The organism is Chelativorans sp., from assembly GCF_031180965.1.
In the GTDB taxonomy this organism is placed as follows: domain Bacteria; phylum Pseudomonadota; class Alphaproteobacteria; order Rhizobiales; family Rhizobiaceae; genus Chelativorans.
Map to the genome: position 1 here is coordinate 1 of NZ_JAPSLH010000034.1, position 22,712 is coordinate 22,712.

Annotated in this window: 19 protein-coding genes and 1 pseudogene; 5 read left to right on the forward strand and 15 right to left on the reverse strand. The window is 65.2% G+C overall.

Annotated features, from left to right (window positions below; all coding sequences use genetic code 11):
• The first annotated feature begins 439 nt into the window (after window positions 1–439).
• The gene (locus RIN79_RS18930; protein ID WP_309086251.1) at window positions 440–1,282 is read left to right on the forward strand and encodes an oxygenase MpaB family protein; all 843 of its coding nucleotides are present in this window, start codon (window positions 440–442) and stop codon (window positions 1,280–1,282) included.
• A 171-nt stretch (window positions 1,283–1,453) separates the two neighbouring features.
• Here RIN79_RS18930 and ssb read toward each other — a convergent pair whose 3' ends face one another.
• Entirely contained in the window at window positions 1,454–1,942 is a 489-nt protein-coding gene (ssb, locus tag RIN79_RS18935; RefSeq protein WP_309086252.1) for a single-stranded DNA-binding protein, read from the reverse strand.
• Between the two features lie 288 nt (window positions 1,943–2,230).
• Between ssb and RIN79_RS18940 the strand changes: the two are divergent.
• The 4 genes and pseudogenes from RIN79_RS18940 to RIN79_RS18955 all read left to right on the forward strand — a co-directional run.
• A pseudogene (locus tag RIN79_RS18940) lies at window positions 2,231–2,527 on the forward strand (pyrophosphatase); the annotation flags it as partial.
• Window positions 2,528–3,307: 780 nt separating this feature from the next.
• The gene (uvrA, locus tag RIN79_RS18945) at window positions 3,308–6,229 is read left to right on the forward strand and encodes an excinuclease ABC subunit UvrA (RefSeq protein ID WP_309086253.1); all 2,922 of its coding nucleotides are present in this window, start codon (window positions 3,308–3,310) and stop codon (window positions 6,227–6,229) included.
• Window positions 6,229–7,374: a VWA domain-containing protein gene (locus RIN79_RS18950; RefSeq protein ID WP_309086254.1), complete on the forward strand. Its 1,146-nt coding sequence runs from the start codon at window positions 6,229–6,231 to the stop codon at window positions 7,372–7,374. Before uvrA ends, RIN79_RS18950 begins: the two co-directional genes overlap by 1 nt.
• A 348-nt stretch (window positions 7,375–7,722) precedes the next feature.
• The gene (locus RIN79_RS18955; RefSeq protein WP_309086255.1) at window positions 7,723–8,523 is read left to right on the forward strand and encodes a DUF72 domain-containing protein; all 801 of its coding nucleotides are present in this window, start codon (window positions 7,723–7,725) and stop codon (window positions 8,521–8,523) included.
• A 9-nt stretch (window positions 8,524–8,532) separates the two neighbouring features.
• Here the strand turns inward: RIN79_RS18955 and lpxB are convergent, their stop codons facing one another.
• The 14 genes from lpxB to RIN79_RS19025 all read right to left on the reverse strand — a co-directional run bounded on the left by lpxB (window position 8,533) and on the right by RIN79_RS19025 (window position 22,694).
• On the reverse strand, window positions 8,533–9,717 hold the full coding sequence (gene lpxB / locus RIN79_RS18960) for a lipid-A-disaccharide synthase (RefSeq protein WP_309086256.1): 1,185 nt from the start codon (window positions 9,715–9,717) through the stop codon (window positions 8,533–8,535).
• Window positions 9,714–10,619: a UDP-2,3-diacylglucosamine diphosphatase LpxI domain-containing protein gene (locus RIN79_RS18965; RefSeq protein ID WP_309086257.1), complete on the reverse strand. Its 906-nt coding sequence runs from the start codon at window positions 10,617–10,619 to the stop codon at window positions 9,714–9,716. The genes lpxB and RIN79_RS18965 overlap by 4 nt, the downstream gene beginning before the upstream one ends.
• Window positions 10,591–11,424, reverse strand: coding sequence for an acyl-ACP--UDP-N-acetylglucosamine O-acyltransferase (lpxA, locus tag RIN79_RS18970; protein ID WP_309086258.1), 834 nt, complete (start codon window positions 11,422–11,424; stop codon window positions 10,591–10,593). The genes RIN79_RS18965 and lpxA overlap by 29 nt, the downstream gene beginning before the upstream one ends.
• 7 nt (window positions 11,425–11,431) lie before the next feature.
• Window positions 11,432–11,902: a 3-hydroxyacyl-ACP dehydratase FabZ gene (gene fabZ, locus RIN79_RS18975; protein WP_309086259.1), complete on the reverse strand. Its 471-nt coding sequence runs from the start codon at window positions 11,900–11,902 to the stop codon at window positions 11,432–11,434.
• Window positions 11,902–12,954 (reverse strand): UDP-3-O-(3-hydroxymyristoyl)glucosamine N-acyltransferase, encoded by a 1,053-nt coding sequence (gene lpxD, locus RIN79_RS18980; protein ID WP_309086261.1) that lies wholly within the window; start codon window positions 12,952–12,954, stop codon window positions 11,902–11,904. Before lpxD ends, fabZ begins: the two co-directional genes overlap by 1 nt.
• Before the next feature lie 52 nt (window positions 12,955–13,006).
• A complete protein-coding gene (gene bamA, locus RIN79_RS18985) occupies window positions 13,007–15,367 on the reverse strand; it encodes an outer membrane protein assembly factor BamA (RefSeq protein ID WP_309086262.1) in 2,361 nt (786 codons plus the stop codon).
• A gap of 239 nt (window positions 15,368–15,606) precedes the next feature.
• Window positions 15,607–16,746 (reverse strand): RIP metalloprotease RseP, encoded by a 1,140-nt coding sequence (gene rseP / locus RIN79_RS18990; RefSeq protein WP_309086263.1) that lies wholly within the window; start codon window positions 16,744–16,746, stop codon window positions 15,607–15,609.
• Between the two features lie 88 nt (window positions 16,747–16,834).
• A complete protein-coding gene (locus RIN79_RS18995) occupies window positions 16,835–17,689 on the reverse strand; it encodes a CDP-archaeol synthase (RefSeq protein ID WP_309086264.1) in 855 nt (284 codons plus the stop codon).
• Complete coding sequence (locus tag RIN79_RS19000) at window positions 17,686–18,399, reverse strand: isoprenyl transferase (protein ID WP_309086265.1); 714 nt, start codon at window positions 18,397–18,399, stop codon at window positions 17,686–17,688. The genes RIN79_RS18995 and RIN79_RS19000 overlap by 4 nt, the downstream gene beginning before the upstream one ends.
• Window positions 18,400–18,440: 41 nt before the next feature.
• A complete protein-coding gene (gene frr / locus RIN79_RS19005) occupies window positions 18,441–19,001 on the reverse strand; it encodes a ribosome recycling factor (RefSeq protein WP_309086266.1) in 561 nt (186 codons plus the stop codon).
• Between the two features lie 11 nt (window positions 19,002–19,012).
• On the reverse strand, window positions 19,013–19,756 hold the full coding sequence (gene pyrH, locus RIN79_RS19010; protein ID WP_375165980.1) for a UMP kinase: 744 nt from the start codon (window positions 19,754–19,756) through the stop codon (window positions 19,013–19,015).
• A gap of 156 nt (window positions 19,757–19,912) precedes the next feature.
• Complete coding sequence (gene tsf / locus RIN79_RS19015) at window positions 19,913–20,836, reverse strand: translation elongation factor Ts (RefSeq protein ID WP_309086267.1); 924 nt, start codon at window positions 20,834–20,836, stop codon at window positions 19,913–19,915.
• Between the two features lie 78 nt (window positions 20,837–20,914).
• Window positions 20,915–21,709: a 30S ribosomal protein S2 gene (rpsB, locus tag RIN79_RS19020; protein ID WP_309086269.1), complete on the reverse strand. Its 795-nt coding sequence runs from the start codon at window positions 21,707–21,709 to the stop codon at window positions 20,915–20,917.
• 163 nt (window positions 21,710–21,872) lie between these two features.
• Entirely contained in the window at window positions 21,873–22,694 is an 822-nt protein-coding gene (locus RIN79_RS19025; RefSeq protein ID WP_309086270.1) for a cell envelope integrity EipB family protein, read from the reverse strand.
• Between the last annotated feature and the right edge of the window lie 18 nt (window positions 22,695–22,712).

Consider the following 22,712-nt stretch of genomic DNA (forward strand, 5'->3'; position numbering starts at 1 on the left):
TACCGATCCCTGGAGGGGGAGGTTGCCGCCGCTCTCCCGAACACCCGGTGCGCATCCGGTTCCCGCAAGAGCGATGGGACGGATTGTAAGAGGGCTGCCGGGGGTGGGGATAAAAAACCGGAAGAAAAGACCAAAAAAGTGAGTGGGCCCTTGTTCTTGCTGCGGAATCTTTTTTGGGGCCGACGAATCTCATCCACGCCTGATGCGGCGAGCTGAGGCAGATCATCGCCAAGAGGAACTTAGTAACCGACCCGCGCTCCACCTCACCCCGGTCGGCAGGCGTGAGGCATGCAACCGGCCGCGCGGCAGGCGCATTAGGACAGGGCTGTGCAGGCGCATGGACCCGCCCGGACGGCCGCCCTGCCCTTCACCGCTGAATGGAGTCAACATGCTCGCTCCGACGATCAGACGTTTCGTGTCCGCAACCGCCGGAGGACTCATGCGGCCGCCGCAGGGGATGGACTTCGACTTCACGCAGCCGCGCGGCGAGCCCGCCCTCGTGCCGCCCAATTCGATCTCGTGGCGGATCTTCAAGAACCCCGTTTCGCTTTTCGTAGGCGGTGTGGCTGCCGTGATCCTCGAACTGGCCGAGCCCTCCGTAAGGTCCGGCGTCTGGGAGCACAGTTCCTTTCGTCGCGACGCGGTGACACGGCTGCGCCGCACCGGATTTGCCGCGATGATGACCGTGTACGGTCCACGAAGCGCTGCGGAGAGGATGATCGAGCGCGTGATGCGCATGCACGACCGTGTGCGTGGGACGACGCCGGAAGGCAGGCCATACCACGCCAACGACCAGCGGCTGCTCGACTGGGTCCAGGGGACGGCACCCTACGGCTTCATTGAAGCCTATCACCGTTTTGTGCGGCCGCTCGCTGCGGATGAACGCTCGCGCGCCTTTGCCGAGGGCGCCGTCGCGGCCCGGCTCTACGGGGCGCTGGGCGCGCCCGCTTCGCTACAAGAATGGCAGCGGATGCTCGCCGAGACGGAGCCAGCGCTCCAGCCCTCCGACACGATATTCGAGTTTCTCGATATCATGGGGAGCGCGCCCATCGCGCCGAGGCCATTCCGGCCGATCCAGCGCCTCCTGATCCGGGCGGCGGTGGACCTGACGCCGCCGGAACTGCGGCGAAAGCTCGGGCTCGAGGAATACGGCCTTTCAGCCATGCAGCGCAAGCTGGTGGAGACGATGGGACAGGCATCGGAAAAGCTGCCGCTCCTGACCGCCCCGCCCGCCCAGGCGTCGGTGCGGATGGGGCTCGAGCCCGACTATCTCTACCGCTGACAACGCCGAGACGACATCACCGGCGACGCTGCGCACCACTGCCATATGCACGAGTGTCGCCGCGCCGCACGATCGGTCGCCGGCAGCCGGCGAGATCTGCCGGTGCCCGCATCGCTATAGCCCTACGGGCCGCGGCAGGGGCCCAGTTCAAGAACGCAGCCGCTCGGCGGATCAGAACGGGATCTCGTCGTCGAGGTCGCGCGAATAGCCGCTGCCACCGCCGGTATTCTCCGCCGGGCTCGACTGGCCGAAATCGGAGCCGCGGCTTCCGCCGCTGCCATAGCCAACCTGGCCCTCGCCGCCCTGCCCGCGCGCATCCAGCATCTGCAGCTCGCCGCGGAATTTCTGCAGCACCACTTCGGTCGTATAGCGGTCCTGGCCGGACTGGTCGGTCCATTTGCGGGTCTGCAACTGACCCTCGACATAGACCTTCATGCCCTTCTTCAGATACTGCTCGGCGACCTTGGCGAGGTTGTCGTTGAAGATCACCACATTGTGCCACTCGGTCCGGTCGCGCCTTTCGCCCGTGGCGCGGTCGCGCCAGCTCTCGGACGTGGCAATCCGGAGATTGACCACCGGATCCCCCGAATTGAGCCGCCTGATTTCCGGATCGGCGCCCAGGTTGCCGATCAGGATCACCTTGTTCACGCTGCCCGCCATGACATCACTCCACTCGTCCAAAACCTGCTCCGGAAGGCCGCCCCGGGAATACAAAGGGAGAACCGGCAGCTCCGACCGAAGCCCGATCTTATCCGACCTGCATCCGCCGCGCGCCCATGAATGAACAGGCCGCCAATCCTTCCACAATTCATTTGTTCTTTATTTGTTCTAGAGCGGAATGCGCTTCCGCGCAAGCCCTCGCCGAAAATCTCTTTGCGACGCGGATGGGCCATTGACAAGTCCGGCCGGGATTGCGAGAACATAAAGGGAACATCTGTGGTGATGCCCATCCTGGGCGATCTGAAGGCGCAGTTCAAGGAGGCTTCTGCACGGTATGCGGCGGCCAATGGGCTGGAGCGTGATGCCGGCTGGTTCATGCTGAAGATGCATGAGGAAATCGGCGAACTTACGCAGGCCTGGAACAGGTTTCGTGGACGCGGGGCGAAGGGAGGGATGGTCGGAAAGCGAACCGGCGAGGGCCATGGCGGATGAAACAGCGGATCTGCTTGGCCATGTCCTGCTGTTCGCCGGGCACAACAAACTCGATCTCGTCTCGGCAACTGAAAGAAGTGGCGTTTTCGGCCGGAGGGAGCATCGCACCTGAAGGAAGCATTGCACCGGGAGGGAGCGTCGCATGGAAGGGAGCGGCGTCGCATAGGTGCGGCAGAAGCGGCCGCAGGCTCAGTCACGGAGTGGCCCTGCCGTCACCTGTTTCCCGGACGCGCAGGGCCTTGCTTCTTCCGGGCGAGCGCCCGGTCAGTCGATCGGACGTGTGATCTTCACCGTCCGCAATGATGGTCGAATTGTCTTCTGCAGCCGGCCGGTCCTGACACGTGTCCGCCAGGGTACCGCGAACCCTCCGCCATCCGCTCCGTTAAGGACCGGCGGGAGGACGGCGCGCGAAAGCCGCGTCAGCCCAGTGCCGGCTGTGGCCCCACACCGGCGGTGGAGCCGCTCGAACAGTCCGGTGGAGTCATGCCTCCCTCCCTTGATCTGTCGCTCCAATGCCGAACCGGCGAGTCCTCGAACGGCCCGTTCTCGGAGGCGCCCGGACGACAGTCGGATTCTGCTCCTCGGCGTCTCCGGCGTCAAGCGCTCCCGGCGCATAAAGATGAAATGTGATCGGAGGCACGCACGTGGGGGCCATTCGGCAGGGCACCAGATGTCAGGAGCCTGTTCGCTCTATGTTCGTTCCGCTTGCTCTTGTCCGGAAAAGCTGGAAAAGGTGGAAAGGGCCGTCCCGGGATCGGCCCGGCGGCGAGATGCGGGCGCGCCATCGATAATCCGGCTCGCATTTCCTATATCAGGGAGTGGTCAGCCATGTCGCCGGCCATTCCAGCTATTTTCAGAAGGCAGCGACGGGGCATGCCCGACCACAAATTCATCTCCATCCGCGGCGCGCGCGAGCACAATCTGAAGAATGTCGATCTCGACCTGCCGCGCGAGAAGCTGATCGTGATGACCGGCCTCTCGGGCTCGGGAAAATCCTCGCTTGCCTTCGACACGATCTATGCCGAGGGGCAGCGGCGCTATGTGGAGAGCCTTTCGGCCTATGCGCGGCAGTTCCTGGAGATGATGCAGAAGCCCGATGTCGACCAGATCGACGGGCTCTCGCCGGCCATCTCCATCGAGCAGAAGACGACCTCGAAGAACCCGCGCTCCACCGTGGGCACGGTCACCGAGATCTACGACTATATGCGCCTGCTCTTCGCGCGCGTGGGCGTGCCCTATTCGCCGGCGACGGGCCTGCCCATCGAGAGCCAGACGGTGAGCCAGATGGTGGACCGGGTGCTGGCGCTCGATGAAGGCACGCGGCTCTACATCCTCGCCCCCATCGTGCGCGGGCGCAAGGGCGAGTACCGCAGGGAACTGACCGAGCTGCAGAAGAAGGGTTTCCAGCGCGTCAAGGTGGACGGCGAGTTCTACGAGATCGCCGACGTGCCGGCGCTCGACAAGAAATACAAGCACGACATCGATGTGGTCGTCGACCGCATCGTCGTGCGGCCGGATCTGGGCACGCGCCTCGCCGACTCGCTGGAGACCTGCCTGAAGCTGGCGGATGGGCTGGCGGTGGCAGAATACGCGGATCGGCCGCTGCCGCAGAACCAGACGGCCGAGGGCGGCAGCGCCAACAAGTCCAAGAACGAGACCCATGAGCGGCTGATTTTTTCGGAAAAATTCGCCTGCCCGGTCTCCGGCTTCACCATTCCGGAAATCGAGCCGCGCCTCTTCTCCTTCAACAATCCGGCCGGCGCCTGCCCCGCCTGCGACGGGCTCGGCAGCGAGCGCGCCATCGATCCCGATCTCGTCGTGCCGGACGAGAACGCCATCCTGCGCGAGGGCGCCATCGCGCCCTGGGCGAAATCCACTTCGCCCTATTACCTGCAGACGCTGGAGGCGCTCGGGCAGGAATTCGGCTTCAAGGTGGGCAACCGCTGGAAGGACCTTTCGGAGGAGGCGCAGCAGGCCATCCTGCACGGCACCGGCGAGAAGAAGATCACCTTCGAATACAATGACGGGCTGCGCAGCTACCGCACCACAAAACCCTTCGAGGGCGTGGTGGCCAATCTGCAGCGGCGCTGGAAGGAGACGGAATCGGCCTGGATGCGCGAGGAGATCGAGCGCTTCATGTCGGCCCATCCCTGCCCCGCCTGCAACGGCCACCGGCTGAAGCCCGAGGCGCTGGCGGTCAAGATCGCCGGCCTGCATATCGGCGAAGTCACGGAGATGTCGATCCGCAAGGCCGGCGCCTGGTTCCAGGCGTTGCCGGAGCGGCTGAACCAGAAGCAGAACGAGATCGCCGCGCGCATCCTCAAGGAGATCCGCGAGCGCCTGCGCTTCCTGAACGATGTCGGCCTCGACTACCTGACCCTTTCGCGCAATTCCGGCTCGCTCTCGGGCGGCGAGAGCCAGCGCATCCGCCTTGCCTCGCAGATCGGCTCCGGCCTCACGGGCGTCCTCTATGTGCTGGACGAGCCGTCCATCGGCCTGCACCAGCGCGACAATGACCGCCTGCTCGCCACGCTGCGCCACCTGCGCGACCTCGGCAACACGGTGATCGTCGTCGAGCATGACGAGGATGCCGTCCTGACGGCCGACTACGTGGTCGATATCGGCCCGGCGGCGGGCGTCCATGGCGGCCGCGTCATCGCCGAAGGCACGCCGCGCGAGATCATGGCCAACCCCAACTCGATCACCGGCAAATATCTCACCGGCGAGCTCTCCATCTCCATGCCCGCGCGCCGCCGCGAGATCTCGAAGAAGAAGCGCATCCGGGTGGTGGGCGCGCGCGGCAACAATCTCAAGAACGTTACGGCCGACATCCCGCTCGGCACCTTCACCTGCGTCACCGGCGTCTCCGGCGGCGGCAAGTCCACCTTCCTGATCGAGACGCTGTACAAGGCCGCCTCGCGCCGCATCATGGGCAGCAGAGAGCATCCGGCCGAGCACGACCGCATCGAGGGGCTGGAATTTCTGGACAAGGTCATCGACATCGACCAGTCGCCCATCGGCCGCACGCCGCGCTCCAACCCGGCCACCTATACGGGCGCCTTCTCGCCCATCCGCGACTGGTTCGCGGGCCTTCCCGAAGCCAAGGCGCGCGGCTATCAGCCGGGCCGCTTCTCCTTCAATGTCAAGGGCGGGCGCTGCGAGGCCTGCCAGGGCGACGGCGTGATCAAGATCGAGATGCACTTCCTGCCGGATGTCTACGTCACCTGCGACGTCTGCAAGGGCAAGCGCTACAATCGCGAGACGCTGGACGTGCTCTTCAAGGGCAAGTCGATCGCCGACGTCCTGGAGATGACGGTGGACGAAGGCGTGGAGTTCTTCGCCGCCGTTCCCGCCGTGCGCGACAAGCTCGTCACGCTCTCCCGCGTGGGTCTGGGCTACATTCATATCGGCCAGCAGGCCACCACGCTTTCGGGGGGCGAGGCGCAGCGCATCAAGCTCGCCAAGGAGCTGTCGAAGAAGGCGACGGGCCGCACGCTTTATATCCTGGACGAGCCGACAACCGGCTTGCATTTCCACGACGTGGCCAAACTTCTTGAAGTTCTGCACGAGCTGGTCGACCAGGGCAACACGGTGGTGGTCATCGAGCACAATCTGGAGGTGATCAAGACCGCCGACTGGGTGCTCGACCTCGGACCGGAAGGCGGCGACGGCGGCGGCGAACTCGTGGCCGCCGGTTCCATCGACGACGTCATGGCCGAGCCGCGCAGCTATACGGGCAGGTTTTTGAAGGAGCTTCTGGAGCGCAGGCCGGCGCGGAAGCAGGCGGCGGAGTGATGCTTCCATCTCTTGGTAGGCTGTACATCATGCAGCCAATGCGGATACTTGCATCCACGGCGGTCGTGCTGGCGTTGTTCGGCATAAGCTGCCGGGCTTGGGCCGATGGTGCCGAAGCCCGGAGGGATACCGTTGCCTCGCCGCAGGCTTACGTGGATCAATTCATCAGGAAGGATGTCGAGACCTGCTTTAGCGAGCTCGCTTTGAGCCTCGCTCGCATTGAAGGCAAGCAAGAGGTTTCCGGCTCTGCATTGCTGCGGCGCGCGATTGTCTTGATCGACGGGTCCGGATCCATGGCCGGCCAAGTTGATGGTCGCAGCAAGCTCGACCTCGCCCGCCAGGCCGCGCGAAACTTTGTCGACTCCCTGCCGGCCGACGTCGAGGCTTCGTTGGTCGTCTTCGGTCAGCAGGGGGACAATACTCAAGCCGGCAAGGAACAATCCTGCTCCGCCGTCGATACGCTGGTCCCGATGACTAGCGATCGGGCCGAGGTGGTCGCATCCCTGGACAAAGTCCAGGCCGTGGGTTGGACTCCACTGGCTGCGGCCATCGAGCACGCGCGACAGATACTCCAGAATTCATCCACCGTTGGCGAGCAGGTCATCTATGTCGTCTCAGACGGGGAGGAGACCTGCGGTGGTGATCCCGTGGAAATGGCACGACAGGCTCACCAGGGGCAAACCCGCGCCATCGTGAACATTGTCGGGTTCGGACTGCCGGCGAAGGAGGCCGCCGCCTTGCAGTCCGTCGCAACGGCTGGGGGCGGCACATTTGTCGACGTGCACAGCAAGCGCGCGTTCGATCAAGCCATGGCAGCGGTCCAAGAAGCCAACCGGCGGGCCGGTAATGCGGTCAGGGCAGCCAGTGTTGTTAGCTCCAATGCGCTTGGTACGGCGGAGGCCGTCAGCCGCGCCAATCTCTGCATCAGCGATATCGTCAGCGACGAAAGCAACCGGATGAGCGACAATCTATCCGCCCGTGCGAACCGTGGCGAACCCGTGCCCTACATGGGCGAAGCTCTATCCTTGCTGCAGGCCCGCCACAAGGAACTGAACGCCCGGGTGAAAGCATTCTCGGAGCGCCTCGGTGCCGCCGAGCGCAATGCACGTACGAGGATCAACAGAGCCGAGGATGCGGCTCAGTAGGCATCGCTCACAACATTAGTCCACCTTTAGGCCGCCTTTCGCTGCAGTGATCTCCTTGCACATTGTAAGCATCCGCTGTTGGCGAGCGCCTATGGGTGTTCAGGCATCAACCCGAACGTCGGCAATTGGCGGCGAGGTCGGTGGAGGCCCCTATCTCCCCCTTTGCGGGGAGAAAGCAGAATCAACATCTTGGCAAAGCCAAGTGTTCGATTTTGCAAGAGGGGATCGGGATGCAGTTTCCCGCCTTCGGAGACGCGGCGACCGCTGCTGTCAGGAGCCGACGCTTACCGGGTGGACAAAGCAACTAGGCGGACGCATTTTCGGCGCGTGAACGCGAGGAGCGATGAGATGCAGTCAGGCACCATCCGCGCCGGCATCGGCGGCTGGACCTTCGAGCCTTGGGAGGGGACCTTCTACCCGGACGACCTGCCGAAGAAGCGGCAGCTCGAATATGCGAGCCGCCAGATGCCGACCATCGAGATCAACGGCACCTATTATTCGACCTTCAAGCCGGACACCTATGCAAAATGGGCCGCCGAGACGCCCGACGGCTTCGTCTTTTCGCTGAAGGCGATCCGCTTCGCCACCAATCGCCGGGTCTTGGGGGAAGCTGGCGAGTCGATTTCCCGCTTCCTCGAGTCCGGACCTGCGGCGCTCGGCGAAAAGCTCGGCCCCATCGTCTGGCAGTTCGCGCCCACCAAGAAATTCGATCCGCAGGATTTCGAGGCGTTCCTGAAACTGCTTCCTGAGAAGCAGGATAGCGTGCGGCTGCGCCATGTGCTGGAGGTGCGGCACCCCTCCTTCGTCGTGCCGGAATTCGCGGCCCTTGCGCGCAAATATGGCGTTGCCATCTGCTACGCCCACCACTTCACCTATCCGGAAATCGCCGACGTGACCGCCGATTTCGTCTATGCGCGGCTGCAACGCGGGGAGGATTCCGTCCCGACCGCTTACCCGCCCGCCGAGCTCGATGCCTGGGCGGAGCGGGCGAAGGCCTGGACCAAGGGCGGCATGCCCGGCGACCTGCCGCTCGCCGACGGGACGGCGAAGATCGAAGCCAGGCCGCGCGACGTCTTCGTCTATTTCATCCATGAGGGGAAGATCCGGGCACCCCACGCGGCGCGCGCCTTCATGGAGCGGGTGGGGTAGACCGCCGCCTCAGCCTGGTCCGCGCTTCCCGGCGATCTCGCGCAGCACGACCTCGGCCGCGATCTCGCCTGCGGGTCTTGGCGTGGCAAGGGCCTGCGCCACCTCCGCAAAGCCCTCGCGCTGCGCCTGGCGCGTCGGCGTGTCGGCCCAGAGGCGCGGCAACAGCCGCGCGAGATAGACGGGGCGGACGAATTCATTGATCAGCTCCGGCACCACCGGCCAGCCGGCGATCAGGTTGGGCAGCGAGGCCGACCAGGCCGTGATCAGCAGGCGGCCGACCGCCGTGCCCAGCGCATCCGTCTTGTAGACGCTGACAAAGGGCACGCGGGCAAGCGCCAGTTCCAACGCCACGGTCCCCGAACAGGCCAGCGCCACATCCGCCTCGGCGAAGGCCGACCATTTCCGCGCTCTGTCGAGAATGATCTCGGGCCGCACGGGCCAATCCCGCACCGCCTCCTGCACCAGCGGAGCGACATGGGGAACGGTGGGCAGCAGCACGTCGAATTCGTGCCCGGCGCTCTTCAGCTCCGCCACGGTTTCCCCGAACGGGCCGATCAGGCGCCGCACCTCTCCCTTGCGCGATCCCGGCAGAAGCAGGAGCTTCCTCCGTGCCCCCTGCCCTTGCGGTGTCCTCGCTAACTGCGCCTGCGCCGCCGCGGCCATGTCGGGGTCGCTCGTAAGCCGGTGGCCAACAAAGGTGCCGGGCGGCCCGCCCAGGCGGCGAAGCTCTTCCGGCTCGAAGGGCAGAAGGCAGAGCACGTGGTCCACATAGGGGCGCATGGCCGCAGCCCGACCGGAGCGCCACGCCCATATGCTCGGGCTGACATAGTGGACGATAGGGATCGAGGGATCGGCCGCCCTCACCTTCCTTGCCACGCGCAGGCCGAAATCGGGGCTGTCGATCGTCACCAGGCAATCGGGCCGTGCGGCCGTGATCGCGGCCGCCGCCTGGCCGATGCGCCGCAGGAGCCGAGGCAGGTCGCGCAACACCGCCGAGATGCCCATGAGGGCGATATCATCGGCGTTGAACAGGGAGTTCAGGCCGAGCTGTTCAAGGTTGCGTCCGCCGACGCCGACAAGCTCCATCTTGCGGCCGGTCTGCCGGGCGAGCGCCTCGACCAGGTCGGCGCCCAGAAGATCGCCCGACTCCTCGCCGCCGATGACGGCAATGCGCAGCGGCCGCTCCTCCGTCATTCTTCCCGCCCCGCTGGAAAGCCGAGGATGAACAGCCCTAGCGCATCGGCGCGCCGCACGGTCTCGCCGCTCTGCAGGACGAGGCTCCGCTCCGCTTCCACTGCAATGCCCGCGAGCCCGGCCGCATGGGCGGCGGTAACCGTCTGCGGCCCTATCGTAGGCAGATCGACGCGCAATTCCTGCCCCGGCTTGGAGCATTTCACGAGAACGCCGCCGGTCTTTCCGGCAAGCCGCCCGTGCGAACGCAGCGTTTCGGCGCGACGGAGGAGACCGTCGGTGCCGTCGATATCCTCGAGGGCGATCGCGCGGCCGCCGACGGCGACCGCCGCCTGCCCGATATCGAGCCTTCCGATGGCCCGGGCCGCGGCGAGCGCGGCGGCGATATCCCGCTCGTCCCGGCGCGCCGGCGCGGCCCTGGTCAGCAGCCCCTGCGGCGCAAGAAGCTCGGGCACGACGTCGTGAACGCCGACAAGGCGGATTCCATAAGACCCGATGACAGCGGTGATCGCCCGCAGCAAGCCGTCGTCGCCGCTTGCATAACCGGCGACCAGGCGGGGCAGGTGCAGCAATATCCGGGGGCTGTAGCGGAGCGTGCTCAATGGCGGGCGCCTGGCCACCCCGCCCGCCAGGACGACATGGGTCACACCCTGCCGCTTCAGCATCGACAGGACCTTGCCGAGTTCCTCATGCGTGACGGTCTGAAAGTCATAGCGCTCCGGGTCTTCCCCGATGTCCGCCTCGCCGGCAATGGCGACCACCAGCGGCCGGTGTCCGGATCCGATGAGCCCGTCGATCACTTCCCTGGGCAGGAGCCCGCTTCCGGCGAGCACCGCGATGCGATCCGCCTCGCCGAGCGCAATCGCTTCACGGCCGTCAATCGCCGCCGGGGTCATCGTCCTCATCCAACGACCGCCCGCGCGCCGGGAGCACGAAATACTTGCGCTCCCGCCCGGCCATGAAATCGAGGATGTCCCTCACCGCGGCCGAATCCGGGAACTCCCGCCGCACGAGCTCGATGTTCTCCGCCAGCGGCCGGTCTTCGGAGAAGAGCATCCGGTAGGCGCGCCGCACCTGCATCAGTTCCGAGCGCGCCATTCCGGCCCGCTTCATGCCGATCACGTTCAGCCCGCGCAGCTTTGCCCGGTCGCCCATGGCCATGCCGTAAGGGATGAGGTCACCGACAACGGCGGCATAGCCGGCGAGGAAGGCGTGATGTCCGATGCGTACGAACTGGTGCACAGCCGCATAGCCGGAGATGATGACATGGTCGCCGATGGTCACATGCCCGCTGAGGCAAGCATAATTCGCCATGGTGACGTTGCTGCCCACGTCGCAGTCATGCGCCACATGGGTGTAGGCCATCAGCATGCAATTGTCGCCGATCGTGGTCCGGCCGCGGCTCGTATCCGTGCCGCGATGGGCGGTGACACCCTCGCGGATGATGCAGCCCTCCCCGATGGTGAGCACGGTGGGCCCGCCCTTGTGCTTGTAGTTCTGCGGCGCGCCGCCGAGCACGGCGGTCGGATGGACCTGGCAGCGGGCGCCAAGCGTGGTGGCACCGAGAATCGTGGCGTGGCTGATCAGCTCGACACCATCCCCCAGCACGGCCTCGGCGGAGACGTGGCAGAATGGTCCGATCCTGACGCCGGCGCCGAGCTCGGCGCCCTTTTCCACGACGGCAAGGGGATGGATGAAAGTCTCCGCCATCGCCGCGTCAGTCCGGCTGTTCGGTCGAAAGCAGGGCAGAGATCACGGCCTCGGCCACCTTGCCGCCGTCGACGATGGCCTCGCAGGCGAACTTCCAGATCATGCCGCGCTGCTTCAGCTTCTTGACGTGGATCTCCATGCGGTCGCCCGGCACCACCGGCTTGCGGAACTTGGCGCTCTCGATGGTCATGAAATAGACCACGGAAGGCCGCGCCTCGCCGGCCTTGAGAATGCAGATCGCACCGGCCGTCTGCGCCATGGCCTCGACGATGAGGACGCCGGGCATGACCGGACGTTCCGGAAAATGGCCCATGAAATGGGGCTCGTTCGCGGTGACATTCTTGATGCCTATGGCCGAATTGTCGCCGTCGATCTCGACGATGCGGTCCACCATCAAAAAGGGATAGCGGTGCGGCAGAAGCTGCAGCACTTTCAGAATGTCGACGCTTTCCAATGTCGGCGGCGTACCGTCGGGCATTATCCTTTGCTCCCCTTCCGCATTCCATCAACCAGGCTGCGCAGCGCGGCGATCTCGCGAAATGCCTGGCGCATGGGCCGCGCCGGCGAGCCCGCCCAACGTTCGCCCGGCGGGACATCGTCCATCACGCCGCTGGAAGCGGCGAGCTGCGCGCGGTCCCCGATCGTTACGTGGTCGGCGATGCCGACCTGTCCCCCCAGCATGACGTAGTCGCCCAGCGTGACCGAACCGGAAATGCCGCTATGGCCGGCTATCACGCAACGGCGGCCGGTATGCACGTTGTGGCCGATCTGCACAAGATTATCGATCTTGGTGCCCTCGCCGATCACCGTGTCGGACAGCGCACCGCGATCGATCGCCGTATTGGCACCGATCTCCACATCATCCTGGATGATCACCCGGCCGATCTGCGGATTTTTCTCGAACCCCTTCGGTCCAAGAAGGAAGCCGAAACCATCCTGCCCGATCTGGGCGCCGGGATGGATGATGACGCGGTCGCCGACGATCGCATATTGCAGCGTCACGCCCGGACCCACATAGCTGTCCCGGCCGATGCTGCAGCCGGCGCCGATCACGGCGTTCGGCGCTATGATCGTGCCGCGGCCGATGGCGGCGCCGGTGCCGATCACCGCGCCGGCCTCGATCACCGCTCCTTCTTCGACCAAAGCGCCGGGCGCGATCACCGCCTGCGGAGAAACACCCGTTTCGCCTGTGACCGGCTGCGGACGGGCGGCCTGCGGGAAGAGCAGGCGCACCACCATGGCAAAAGCGTGCTGCGGCTTCGGCGTAGCCAGAACGGCGATGCCCGCAGGCGCGCTCTCGACCAGATCCTCCGGACACAGCAGCGCCGCCGCCCGCAGGGTATCCAGCTTCGCCGCATTCCTCTTGCCGTCGACGAAGACAAGAGCATCCTCGCCGCCCTCCGATACGGGCGCGACGCGGCTGATGACGGTCTTTTCCCGAGAGGCATCCGTCAGGCGGGCGCCGGTCAAGGCAGCGATCTCGCCCACCTCGAAGCGGCGCGCGGGCACGAAAAAAGCCGGTTCCTTCATGAATGCCTTCTCGTCCGGGCCGTTTGCGCCGCCCGGACAATCTGCCCGAGCGCTAGAACCGGGTGGAGATGCCGAAATTCCAGTGCCGGATACGATCCGTCTCTTCCTTGACCACCGGCTCGGCATAATCGACGCGCAGCGGACCGAAGGGGGAGGCCCAGATCAGGCTCGCGCCGACCGAGGCGCGCCATTCCATATCCGTGCCCCTCACATTCGCGCTGGTATAGTCGCTGCCGTAGAGCGTTGCCGCGTCGGCGAAGACCGCGCCGCGCAGTCCGAAGCTTTCGGGCACGATCGGCAGCGGAAACTGCGCTTCCGCCGTGGCGTGGAAATAGGTCGTACCGCCGATATAGTCGCGGTCCCCTTCGGGATCGAGTTCATATGGCCCAATGCCGTTATACTCGAAGCCGCGAATGATGCGGTCGTTGCTGTTGAACTGGTCGAATATCCTCAGCGGCTCATCACCAAACCCGACAATGTGGCCACCGCCGACGGTGAGCAGGCCCACAAGGTCCAGCTCTTCCGACAGGGTATGGTAGTAGTTGGCGCGTCCGGTGAACTTCACCCACTGGGCGTCGCCGCCCAAGCCGGCGACCTCGGTGGTGAGGACCGCATGCAGCCCCTCGCGCGGGTTCTGCATATTGTCGATGGTGTTGTAGATGAGCGATGCGCTGACCGACGACTTCAACCACTTGCCCTGTTCCAGCGCCTCTCGAAGGCCGGTCGACAGGGTCGCTGGATCGACGACGCCATCATACTCTTCCTGCGTAAGGTTGTAGGCAAGCTGCGCGGTGAGCGCCTCGGTAATCGGCAGGCCGAAGCGCACCGTGCCGCCCAAAGTCTCACGCTCGTAGACGTCGTCGTCGTCGGAGTCTTTGAAGGTGCGCGTGTTGCGGAAGATGTCGAAGCCCGCGGCAATGCGGCGGCCGAGGAAATAAGGCTCGGTGAAGGAGAAGGTGTAATCGCGCGAATCCTCTCCGCCGGCGGCGGCAAGGCGGACGAACTGTCCGCGCCCGAGGAAGTTGCGCTCGGTCACCGATCCTTCAAGCGAGAAGCCGCCGCTGCTGCCGGAGGATGCGCTGGTCGTGTAGCCCGCGCCGATGGAGAACTCGCCGGTCGACTTCTCGACCACGTCCACCACCAGGATCACCTGGTCGGGCTGCGAGCCCGGGACGGAGGTGATGTTCACGGTCTGGAAGAAGTTGAGCCTCTCCAGCCGGCGCTTGGCGCGCTGGATGAGAACCTGGTTGAAGGCGTCGCCTTCACTGACGTCGAATTCGCGACGGATGACATAGTCGCGCGTGCGGTTGTTCCCGCGGATCTCGATGCGCTCGACATAGGCGCGCGGGCCCTCGTCGATGGAATAGACGACGGAAATGGTCCGGTTCTGGAAGTCGCGGTTGCCGCGCGGCGTCACCTGCGCGAAGGCATAGCCGAAGCCGGCAACCCGCTCAGTGAGATCGATGATCGACTGCTCGACATCCTCGGCACTGTAGACGGAGCCCTTGCGCGTCTGGAGCGCCGGCTGGAGGGAATTGATGTCGACGCCGGGAATGCTCGATTCGATGCTGACATCGCCGAAGGTGTAGCGCTGCCCCTCGTCCACGGTGATCGTGACGATGTACTGGTTGTCGACGAGCTGAGCGTTCGACGAGAGGACGCGGAAATCCGCATAGCCGCGATTGTAGTAGAAGCGCCGCAGCGCCTCCTCGTCGGCCTGCAGGCGCTGCTCGTCATAGACGTCGTTGCGCATCAGGAAGGAGAAGACGTTCGAGCGCTTGGTCGAGATGACATCGCGCAGGCGCCGATCGCTGAACGCGGTGTTCCCCTCGATATTGATCTGCGCGATCTTTGTGCGGTCGCCTTCCTGGATGTGGAAGACCACATTGACCCGGCCCTCGCCGAGATCCTGGACCTCGCCCGTCACCGTCGCCTCGTCGCGGCCGATGCGGCGATAGGCTTCGCGGATCGCCTCCGCGTCGCTCTCCATCAGCTGATTGGAGAAGGCCGTCCGCGGCTGCAGCTGGATGGCCTCGGAAAGGTTCTGGTCCTTGATCTTCCTGTTGCCCTGGAAGAGGACCTGATTGACGATGGCATATTCATCGACGGTGACGACCAGCGCGCCGCCCGCCTGGGTGATGGAGACATCGGCGAAAAGGCCGGTGCCGAACAGGCGCTTCACGGCCTCGTCCAGATCGGCATTGGTGAAATTCTGTCCCGGACGGACGCCCACCTGATTGCGAATCGTTTCCGCGTCCACGCGCCGGTTGCCGCGAACCTCGATCCGGCTGACGGTCGCGGCCTCGGCCGACACGATCATCGCCATCTCGGCGACCACCGCCCCGCTCACGGCGAAACCGGCCGAAAGCGCCACCGCCGAAACGGCGCTCATCATTCTGGAAACTGCCTTCATTGGGCCTCGAAACCTTCTATTCTCGTTGTCCCCACCGCGAGAAGTCCAGACAAATGGGCAAGATCGACCTCACCCTAATAGCTGGAATTTCCCTACACGCAAGGCTTCTGGTTAATTTGCATTTACCGAGCGGAGGGGCGTGGCATTCCGGTCACGCCATTCCTTCCCCTTGGTAAACGCCCTCTCAACAATGCGACTGAATGCCCCCTCCGCCCCCCTCGCCGGCTTTGACCGATTCGTCAGCAGCCGAACAGATCGTTCCAGAAGACGAAGCCCATAAAGACCAGGACCATCAGCATTCCGGCCCGGTAGACCACCTCCGCCACCTGTTCGGGAACAGGCCGGCGCAGCACCGCTTCGATTGCATAGAAAAGGAGATGTCCGCCATCAAGCGGCGGGATGGGAAGAAGGTTAAGGATGCCGATGCCGACCGAAAGAAGCGCCACCAGCTGGATGAGCCATTCGAAGCCGAGGCTTGCCGCCTTTCCCGCCATGTCGGCGATCCGCACCGGCCCGCCGAGCTGGCACCGGTCTTCCCGCCCGGCCACCAACCGCTTCAGGAATTGCCCGGTGCGAGCGATCGCGCCCACCGTTTCCTCGACCCCGGCGCCGACCGCCTCGAGCGGTCCGTACTCGACGACGCGCGGCCGGCCGAGCGCCTCGTTGTTCACGACGCCGATGATGCCGATCCTGACCGTGTTGCCGAGCGCGTCCGTCTGCTCGCTCACCTCGGGCGTGGCGACTACGGTGACCTGCTGCCCGTCCCGCTCCAGAACGAAGGTGAGCGGATCGCCGGCGCGCCCGGAGACGATGCGCTGCACATCGCCGAAGCTCTCGACGGGAACGCCATCGACGGAGACAAACCTGTCGCCCGGCTGGATGCCCGCTTCCGCCGCCGGGCTGTCGGGCCGCACCTCGGCCACCATGGGATCGGCCACATAGCGCCCGAACATGCCGATCATCACTGAAAAGACGACGACCGTCAGGAGGAAATTGAAGAAGGGGCCGGCGAAGACCGTCGCCGCCCGTTTCCAGACCGGCTGCAGGTGGAACGCCGTGCGCCGCTCCGGCTCCGACAGGCCCTCCATGCCCTCCGCATCCGGCCGGCTGGTCGCGCCGACATCGCCCACGAATTTCACATAGCCGCCGAGCGGAATGGCGGACAGTTTCCAGCGCGTGCCGCGGCGGTCGGTAAAGCCGAAAAGCTCCGGCCCGAAGCCGATGGAGAAGGCGCGCACGCCGATGCCGCACCAACGGCCGACGAGATAGTGGCCCATCTCATGGACAAAGACGACGACCGTCAGGACGAACAAAAACGGCAGGATCGTTCCCAGGAGGAAGTCGCCGATCGCGAAGATGGAGCCCGTCAATTCGCCCAAGACCAATCCTCGCCCCAAGATTCAGGTGGCTGGATTGCCGCGTCAGTGTGTGGTGAAAGGCGGCAAATCCGTGGCAGTACCGTCGGCCTCACCGGGAGAACAGAGCGGCGGGCGCCGACAATCCCGAAAAGACGATGCCCAGCAGATAAAGGAGGATGGCGGCGGCGACAAGCCCGTCCACCCGATCCATGATGCCGCCATGGCCGGGAAGGATGGCGCCGGAATCCTTCACCCCACAGCGCCGCTTGAGGGCCGATTCGAAAAGGTCGCCAACCTGCGAGAGTACAGAGAGAAGCAGCGCGAGAATGAAGGCCGCCCCAAGACCGATCGCTGCGCCGGCAAGAGAGCTCACCGCCACGCCTGCCACCGTTCCCCCGACGGCACCACCGATCGCGCCGCTCCACGTCTTGCCCGGCGAGATGGCTGGCGCAAGCTTTGGGCCGCCAAGCGACCGGCCGACGAAATAGGCGACAATGTCGGTGGCCCAGACGACGGCATAGAGAAACAGGATGGCGACCAGGCCAGCTTCGTCGGCGCCGCGCAGCTGCGCAAGCGCCAGCGCCGGCAGACCCGCATAGGCTATGCCGAAGGCGCTCCAGGCACCCTGCCCCGTGGCTGCCGCATGGACGAGCGCAACCGCAAATGCCACGCCAAGAGCCGCCAGCAGAAAGGGAGCCGAGAGGCCCAGAACCAGCGCGGCCATGGAGGCGGCGAAGACCGCCCACACGACCGCCCTGTGCAGGCGGCCGGCGGCCGGACGCATGGCCAGCCACTCATAGAGCACGAGGCCCGCGACCGCGGCGGCAAAGAAGCGGAACGGCATGCCGCCGAGATAGGTGAGCGCAAGCGCGACGGCCCCCACGACGAGGGCGGAAAGGATGCGCAGCGTGAGATTGCTCCGGCCGCTTCCGCGGCTGCTGCCCGCCGCCGCGCCCGAGCTCATGAGGCGGCTTCGTGCGCCACCCGGCCGAAGCGGCGATCGCGCTCTTCGAACATGTTGATGGCGGCGGCGAGATCGTCGGGGCTGAAATCCGGCCAGTGGCAGGGCAGGAAGACGAACTCGGCATAGGCCGACTGCCACAGAAGGAAATTGGACAGGCGCTGCTCACCGCTGGTGCGGATGATGAGATCGGGATCGGGCATGCCGGCCGTATCGAGACGCGCCGCGAGGTCTTCCGGGGTGAGCTTTTCCGGATCCAGCAGCCCGGCTCTGGCATCGGCGGCCAGGGCGCGCGCGGCGCGCAAAATCTCGTCGCGCCCGCCGTAGTTGAACGCGACAGCCAGGTTCATGTTGGTGTTGTCGGCCGTGAGGCTTTCCGCCTCGACAAGGAGGGCCGCGATGTCGGGCGGCAGGCCCTCGCGCGTGCCGACGATGCGCACGCGCACGCCGTTCTGGTGCAGCTCGGCGAGATCACGCCTGATGAAGAGTTTCAGGAGGCCCATCAGGTCGCTGACCTCGGATTTGGGACGCGACCAGTTTTCCGAGGAGAAGGCGTAGACGGTAAGCCATTCGATGCCCATCTCGCCCGCCGCCCGCACGGTGCGGCGCAGGGCTTCGACACCGGCGCGATGGCCGGCCGAGCGCGGCATGCCGCGGGCACGCGCCCAACGGCCGTTACCGTCCATGATGATAGCGATATGCGCGGGCTTCACGCTCCTACCCTTCCCTGGCCGTTTCCCGCGCGGTGCGGGTGCTAGACCTGCATGATCTCGGCTTCCTTGCCGGTCAGAAGCTTGTCGATCGTGGCGATCGTCTCGTCGGTCATCTTCTGGACGCGCTCGGACTGGACGCGCAGCTCGTCCTCGCTGATCTGGCCGTCTTTTTGGGCCTTTTTCAGGTGCTCCATGCCGTCGCGGCGCACATGGCGGGCGGCGACGCGCGCGTTCTCCGCATATTGGTGCGCGAGCTTCACCAGTTCCTTGCGCCGCTCCTCGTTGAGCTCCGGCAGCGGAATGCGCAGCGTGGCGCCTTCCATAATCGGATTGAAGCCGAGATTGGCCTCGCGGATGGCCCGGTCGACCGCCTGCACCAGGCTCTGATCCCAGACCGAAACGGAAATCATGCGCGGCTCGGGGACCGAGACGGTCGCTACCTGGTTGATCGGCATGGACGCGCCATAGGCGTCCACATGCACGGGGTCGAGCAGGTTGGCCGAGGCCCGGCCCGTGCGCAGCGCCGCGATGTCCTGCTTGAAGGCGCTGACCGCTCCGTCCATGCGCCGGTGCAGATCCTTGAAATCAACTCCCTCGGGCATGTTAAGCCTCCTTACGCTCGCACTTCGTCCTGGCCGGCTGGTTCATCCTCGACGATGGTGCAGCGCCCTCCGCCGCGCAGAATGGCTCCGAAGCCGCCGGGCTCATGAATCGAGAAAACGATTATCGGAATGTGGTTCTCGCGCGCAAGGGCAATTGCGGCGGTGTCCATGATGGCAAGTCCCTGGCGCAGCACCTGAGCGTGGCTTATCCGCTCGTAGCGCACCGCATCCCTGTCCTTGCGCGGGTCGGCCGAATAGACGCCGTCCACCTGGGTGCCCTTGAAGAGAGCGTCGGCGCCGATCTCGGCAGCGCGCAGGGCAGCCGCCGAATCCGTGGTGAAGAAGGGATTGCCCGTGCCGCCGGCGAAAATCACGACTTTGCCTTCGTTCATGTAGCTCATGGCCTGGCGCTGCGAGAAGCTCTCGCAAAGCTCGGGCATGGCAATCGCGGAAAGGACCACCGCATCGACGCCGATCTTGGCGAGCGAAGTGCGCAGCGCCAGCGAGTTTATTACCGTGGCCAGCATTCCCATGTGGTCGCCGGTGACCCGGTCGCCCCCCTTGGAGGCAACCGCCACGCCGCGAAATATGTTGCCGCCGCCGATGACAACGCCGACTTCCACACCGAGGGAGCGCGCATCGGCGATATCGGCCGCGATCTGATCGACAATCGAAACATCGATCCCAAAACCCTGCTTCCCCATCAAGGCCTCACCGGAAGCCTTCAGCACGACGCGGCGATATTTTGGGGCCAAAGCGATCGTCTCCTCTTGCTGGACGGCCGGTTCTGTGCCGGCTCTGGCGGCGCGGCATCTCCCGCCACCGCGTTTTTTAAAGTCGCCTACACGAAGGGCACCGCGTTGTCACGCGGTGCCCTTCGGCATGCTTGGACTTTATGCCGGAAAGCGGAGCTATTTCTTGACGGCCGCCGCGACTTCCGCCGCAAAGTCGGAAGCCTCGCGCTCTATGCCCTCGCCCAGCGCGAAGCGGACGAACGCGGTGATCGTGGCCGGGGCGCCGATCTCCTTCTCCGCTTCCTTGAGCGCCTTCTCGACCGTCAGGTCCGGGTTGAGGACGAAGGCCTGCTTGAGGAGGACGACCTCCTCGTAATATTTGCGCAGACGCCCTTCCACCATCTTCTCGATGATGTTCTCGGGCTTGCCCGACTGGCGCGCCTGATCGGAGAAGATCTCCTTCTCGCGGGCGACCGCCGCCGGGTCCACCTCGGCCTCGGTGAGCGCGAGCGGGCTCGTCGCCGCCACATGCATGGCGACCTGGCGGCCAAAGCTCCGCGCCGCGTCGGCATTGCCCTCGGTCTCGACCGCGACGAGCACGCCGATCTTGCCGAGACCCTCGGAGACGGCATTGTGCACATAGGTCGCCACCGCGCCCTTGCCAACGGAAAGCTTCGCCGAGCGGCGCAGCGCCATGTTCTCGCCGATCGTGGCGATGGCATCCCGGATGCTCTCGGCCACGGACTTGCCGCTGCCCGGATAGGCGGCCGCGGCCACTGCCTCGACGCCGCCGTCGGTGCCCAGGGCTACTTCGGCGATGTTGCGCACCAGGTTCTGGAAGGCGTCGTTGCGGGCGACGAAATCGGTCTCGGAATTCACCTCGACGACGACCGCGCTCGTCCCCCTGGCGGCGACGCCGATGAGGCCCTCGGCCGCCGTGCGGCCAGCCTTCTTGTCGGCCTTGGAGATGCCCTTCTTGCGCAGCCAGTCCACGGCGGCTTCGAGGTCGCCGCCGGTCTCGGCCAGGGCGGCCTTGCAGTCCATCATGCCCGCGCCCGTCATCTCGCGCAGTTGCTTGACCAGTGCAGCTGAAATGCTCATCGTCGCCTCTCTATCAAACTATTGCCCGCGGATACCGGCTGAACGGCCGATACCCGCGGAGGGCCTGTAGGCCCCTCTTTAAGCGTTGCTGGCTTCCTCGGCGGGAGCTTCCGCCGGAGCCTCGGCGAGCGTCGGCTCGGCCGGCGCCTCGGCGGACTCGCCGACATCGACGCCGAGCGAGCCCTGCTGCCGCTCAATCCCGTCAATTGCGGCCCTGGCGATCAGGTCGCAGTAAAGCGCGATCGCGCGGGCGGCGTCGTCATTGCCCGGGATCGGATAATCGACGACATCCGGATCGCAGTTGGAATCGATGATGGCGATCACCGGGATGCCAAGGCGGCGGGCTTCCTGTACGGCGATCGCCTCCTTGTTCGTGTCGATCACGAACATCATGTCCGGCGTCGAGCCCATATCGCGAATGCCGCCCAGCGCGCGCTCCAGCTTGTCGCGCTCGCGTTCGAGATTGAGCCGTTCCTTCTTGGTCAGGCCCAGCGTCTCGCTGCCCAGCATCTCGTCCAGCCGGCGCAAGCGCTGGATCGAGTTGGAGATCGTCTTCCAGTTGGTCAGCATGCCGCCCAGCCAGCGCGAATTCACGTAATACTGGGCCGAGCGCTTGGCCGCATCCGCGACGATGTCGGAAGCCTGGCGCTTGGTGCCGACGAAGAGCAGGCGGCCGCCTTTGGCCACCGTGTCGGAGACCATCTTCAGCGCCTGGTGCAGGAGCGGCACCGTCTGGCTCAGATCGATGACGTGAATATTGTTGCGGGCGCCGAAGATGTAGGGCGCCATCTTCGGGTTCCAGCGATGGGTCTGGTGTCCGAAGTGAACGCCAGCTTCAAGCAGCTGGCGCATGCTGAAATCAGGCAGTGCCATTGTCGTTTTCCTTTCCGGTTGGCCTCCGCGGATCGCAGGCGGCCAGGACCGCCACCGGAGGCGTCCGCCGGATTTCTCCCGGACAGAAACCAATGATCCGCGTGTGGAATGGGCGCGGATATAGAGGCATACCGCCGAGAATGCAAGGGCGGGCGCGGCGCGCTCAATCGCGGCAGGACTGATCCGGCTCGAAAACGGAAAGATCGACCAGCTTGGCGGTCATAGAATATTCCGCGTAACGGATCACCATGTCTCGCTGCAGGCCGCCCTCATGCAGCTTGAAACTCACATTATAGTCGCTGGTCTCCTCGCCGTCCTTCTGCTCGCCGTCGAAATAGGCGGCGGTGACCGGACGGAACTCGTCCTTGGCGAGCGCGCCGAGCGCCTTCTTCTCGGGATCGCCATCGCTCACGGGCTTCGGCTCGCCGACCACGACGGAGACCTGCACCGCCTCATCGGTGAATTCCGTGCCGTCGAAAATGGAGCTCTGATAGAACCGCTCTCCGGCGGCGGCCTTGTCCAGGAGTTCGCTCAGCTGCGCGGTCGGGAACAAAGTGGGCGCGAAAGTCCGCTCGGCCTGCTCGGGCTGCTCGTAGTCCACAACGGTCCGATCGCCTTCCAGCCGGGCGGTCCCCCTCACCTCGCTCTCAGCCTGCTGGTCGACGAAGGACTTGGTGATGAAGCGGAACGTCTTGCCGTCGGCTTCCTCGAAGCTCGTCACCTGCTGGTCGACAACGCTCGGTCCTTCTCCCATCTCAAAGCGCATGACAATGCGGGACTTCAAGGTGTAGCCTTCGCAGGCCGATCCGGCAAACTCGAAGACCCAGCGGCCGGTCAGCCCGCTGATCTCCGATTCGTCGCTGGTTTGGAGGAGCGCCAGATCGTACACGGCCCGATGCGGCATAAGCCCCTGGCCGAAGGCCGCGCCGGCCCCCATGCCGGGGAAAATGGCAAGAAGGAAGAAGATGTGGCGCGAAAGGCGCATGTGGAATCTCCGTCATCG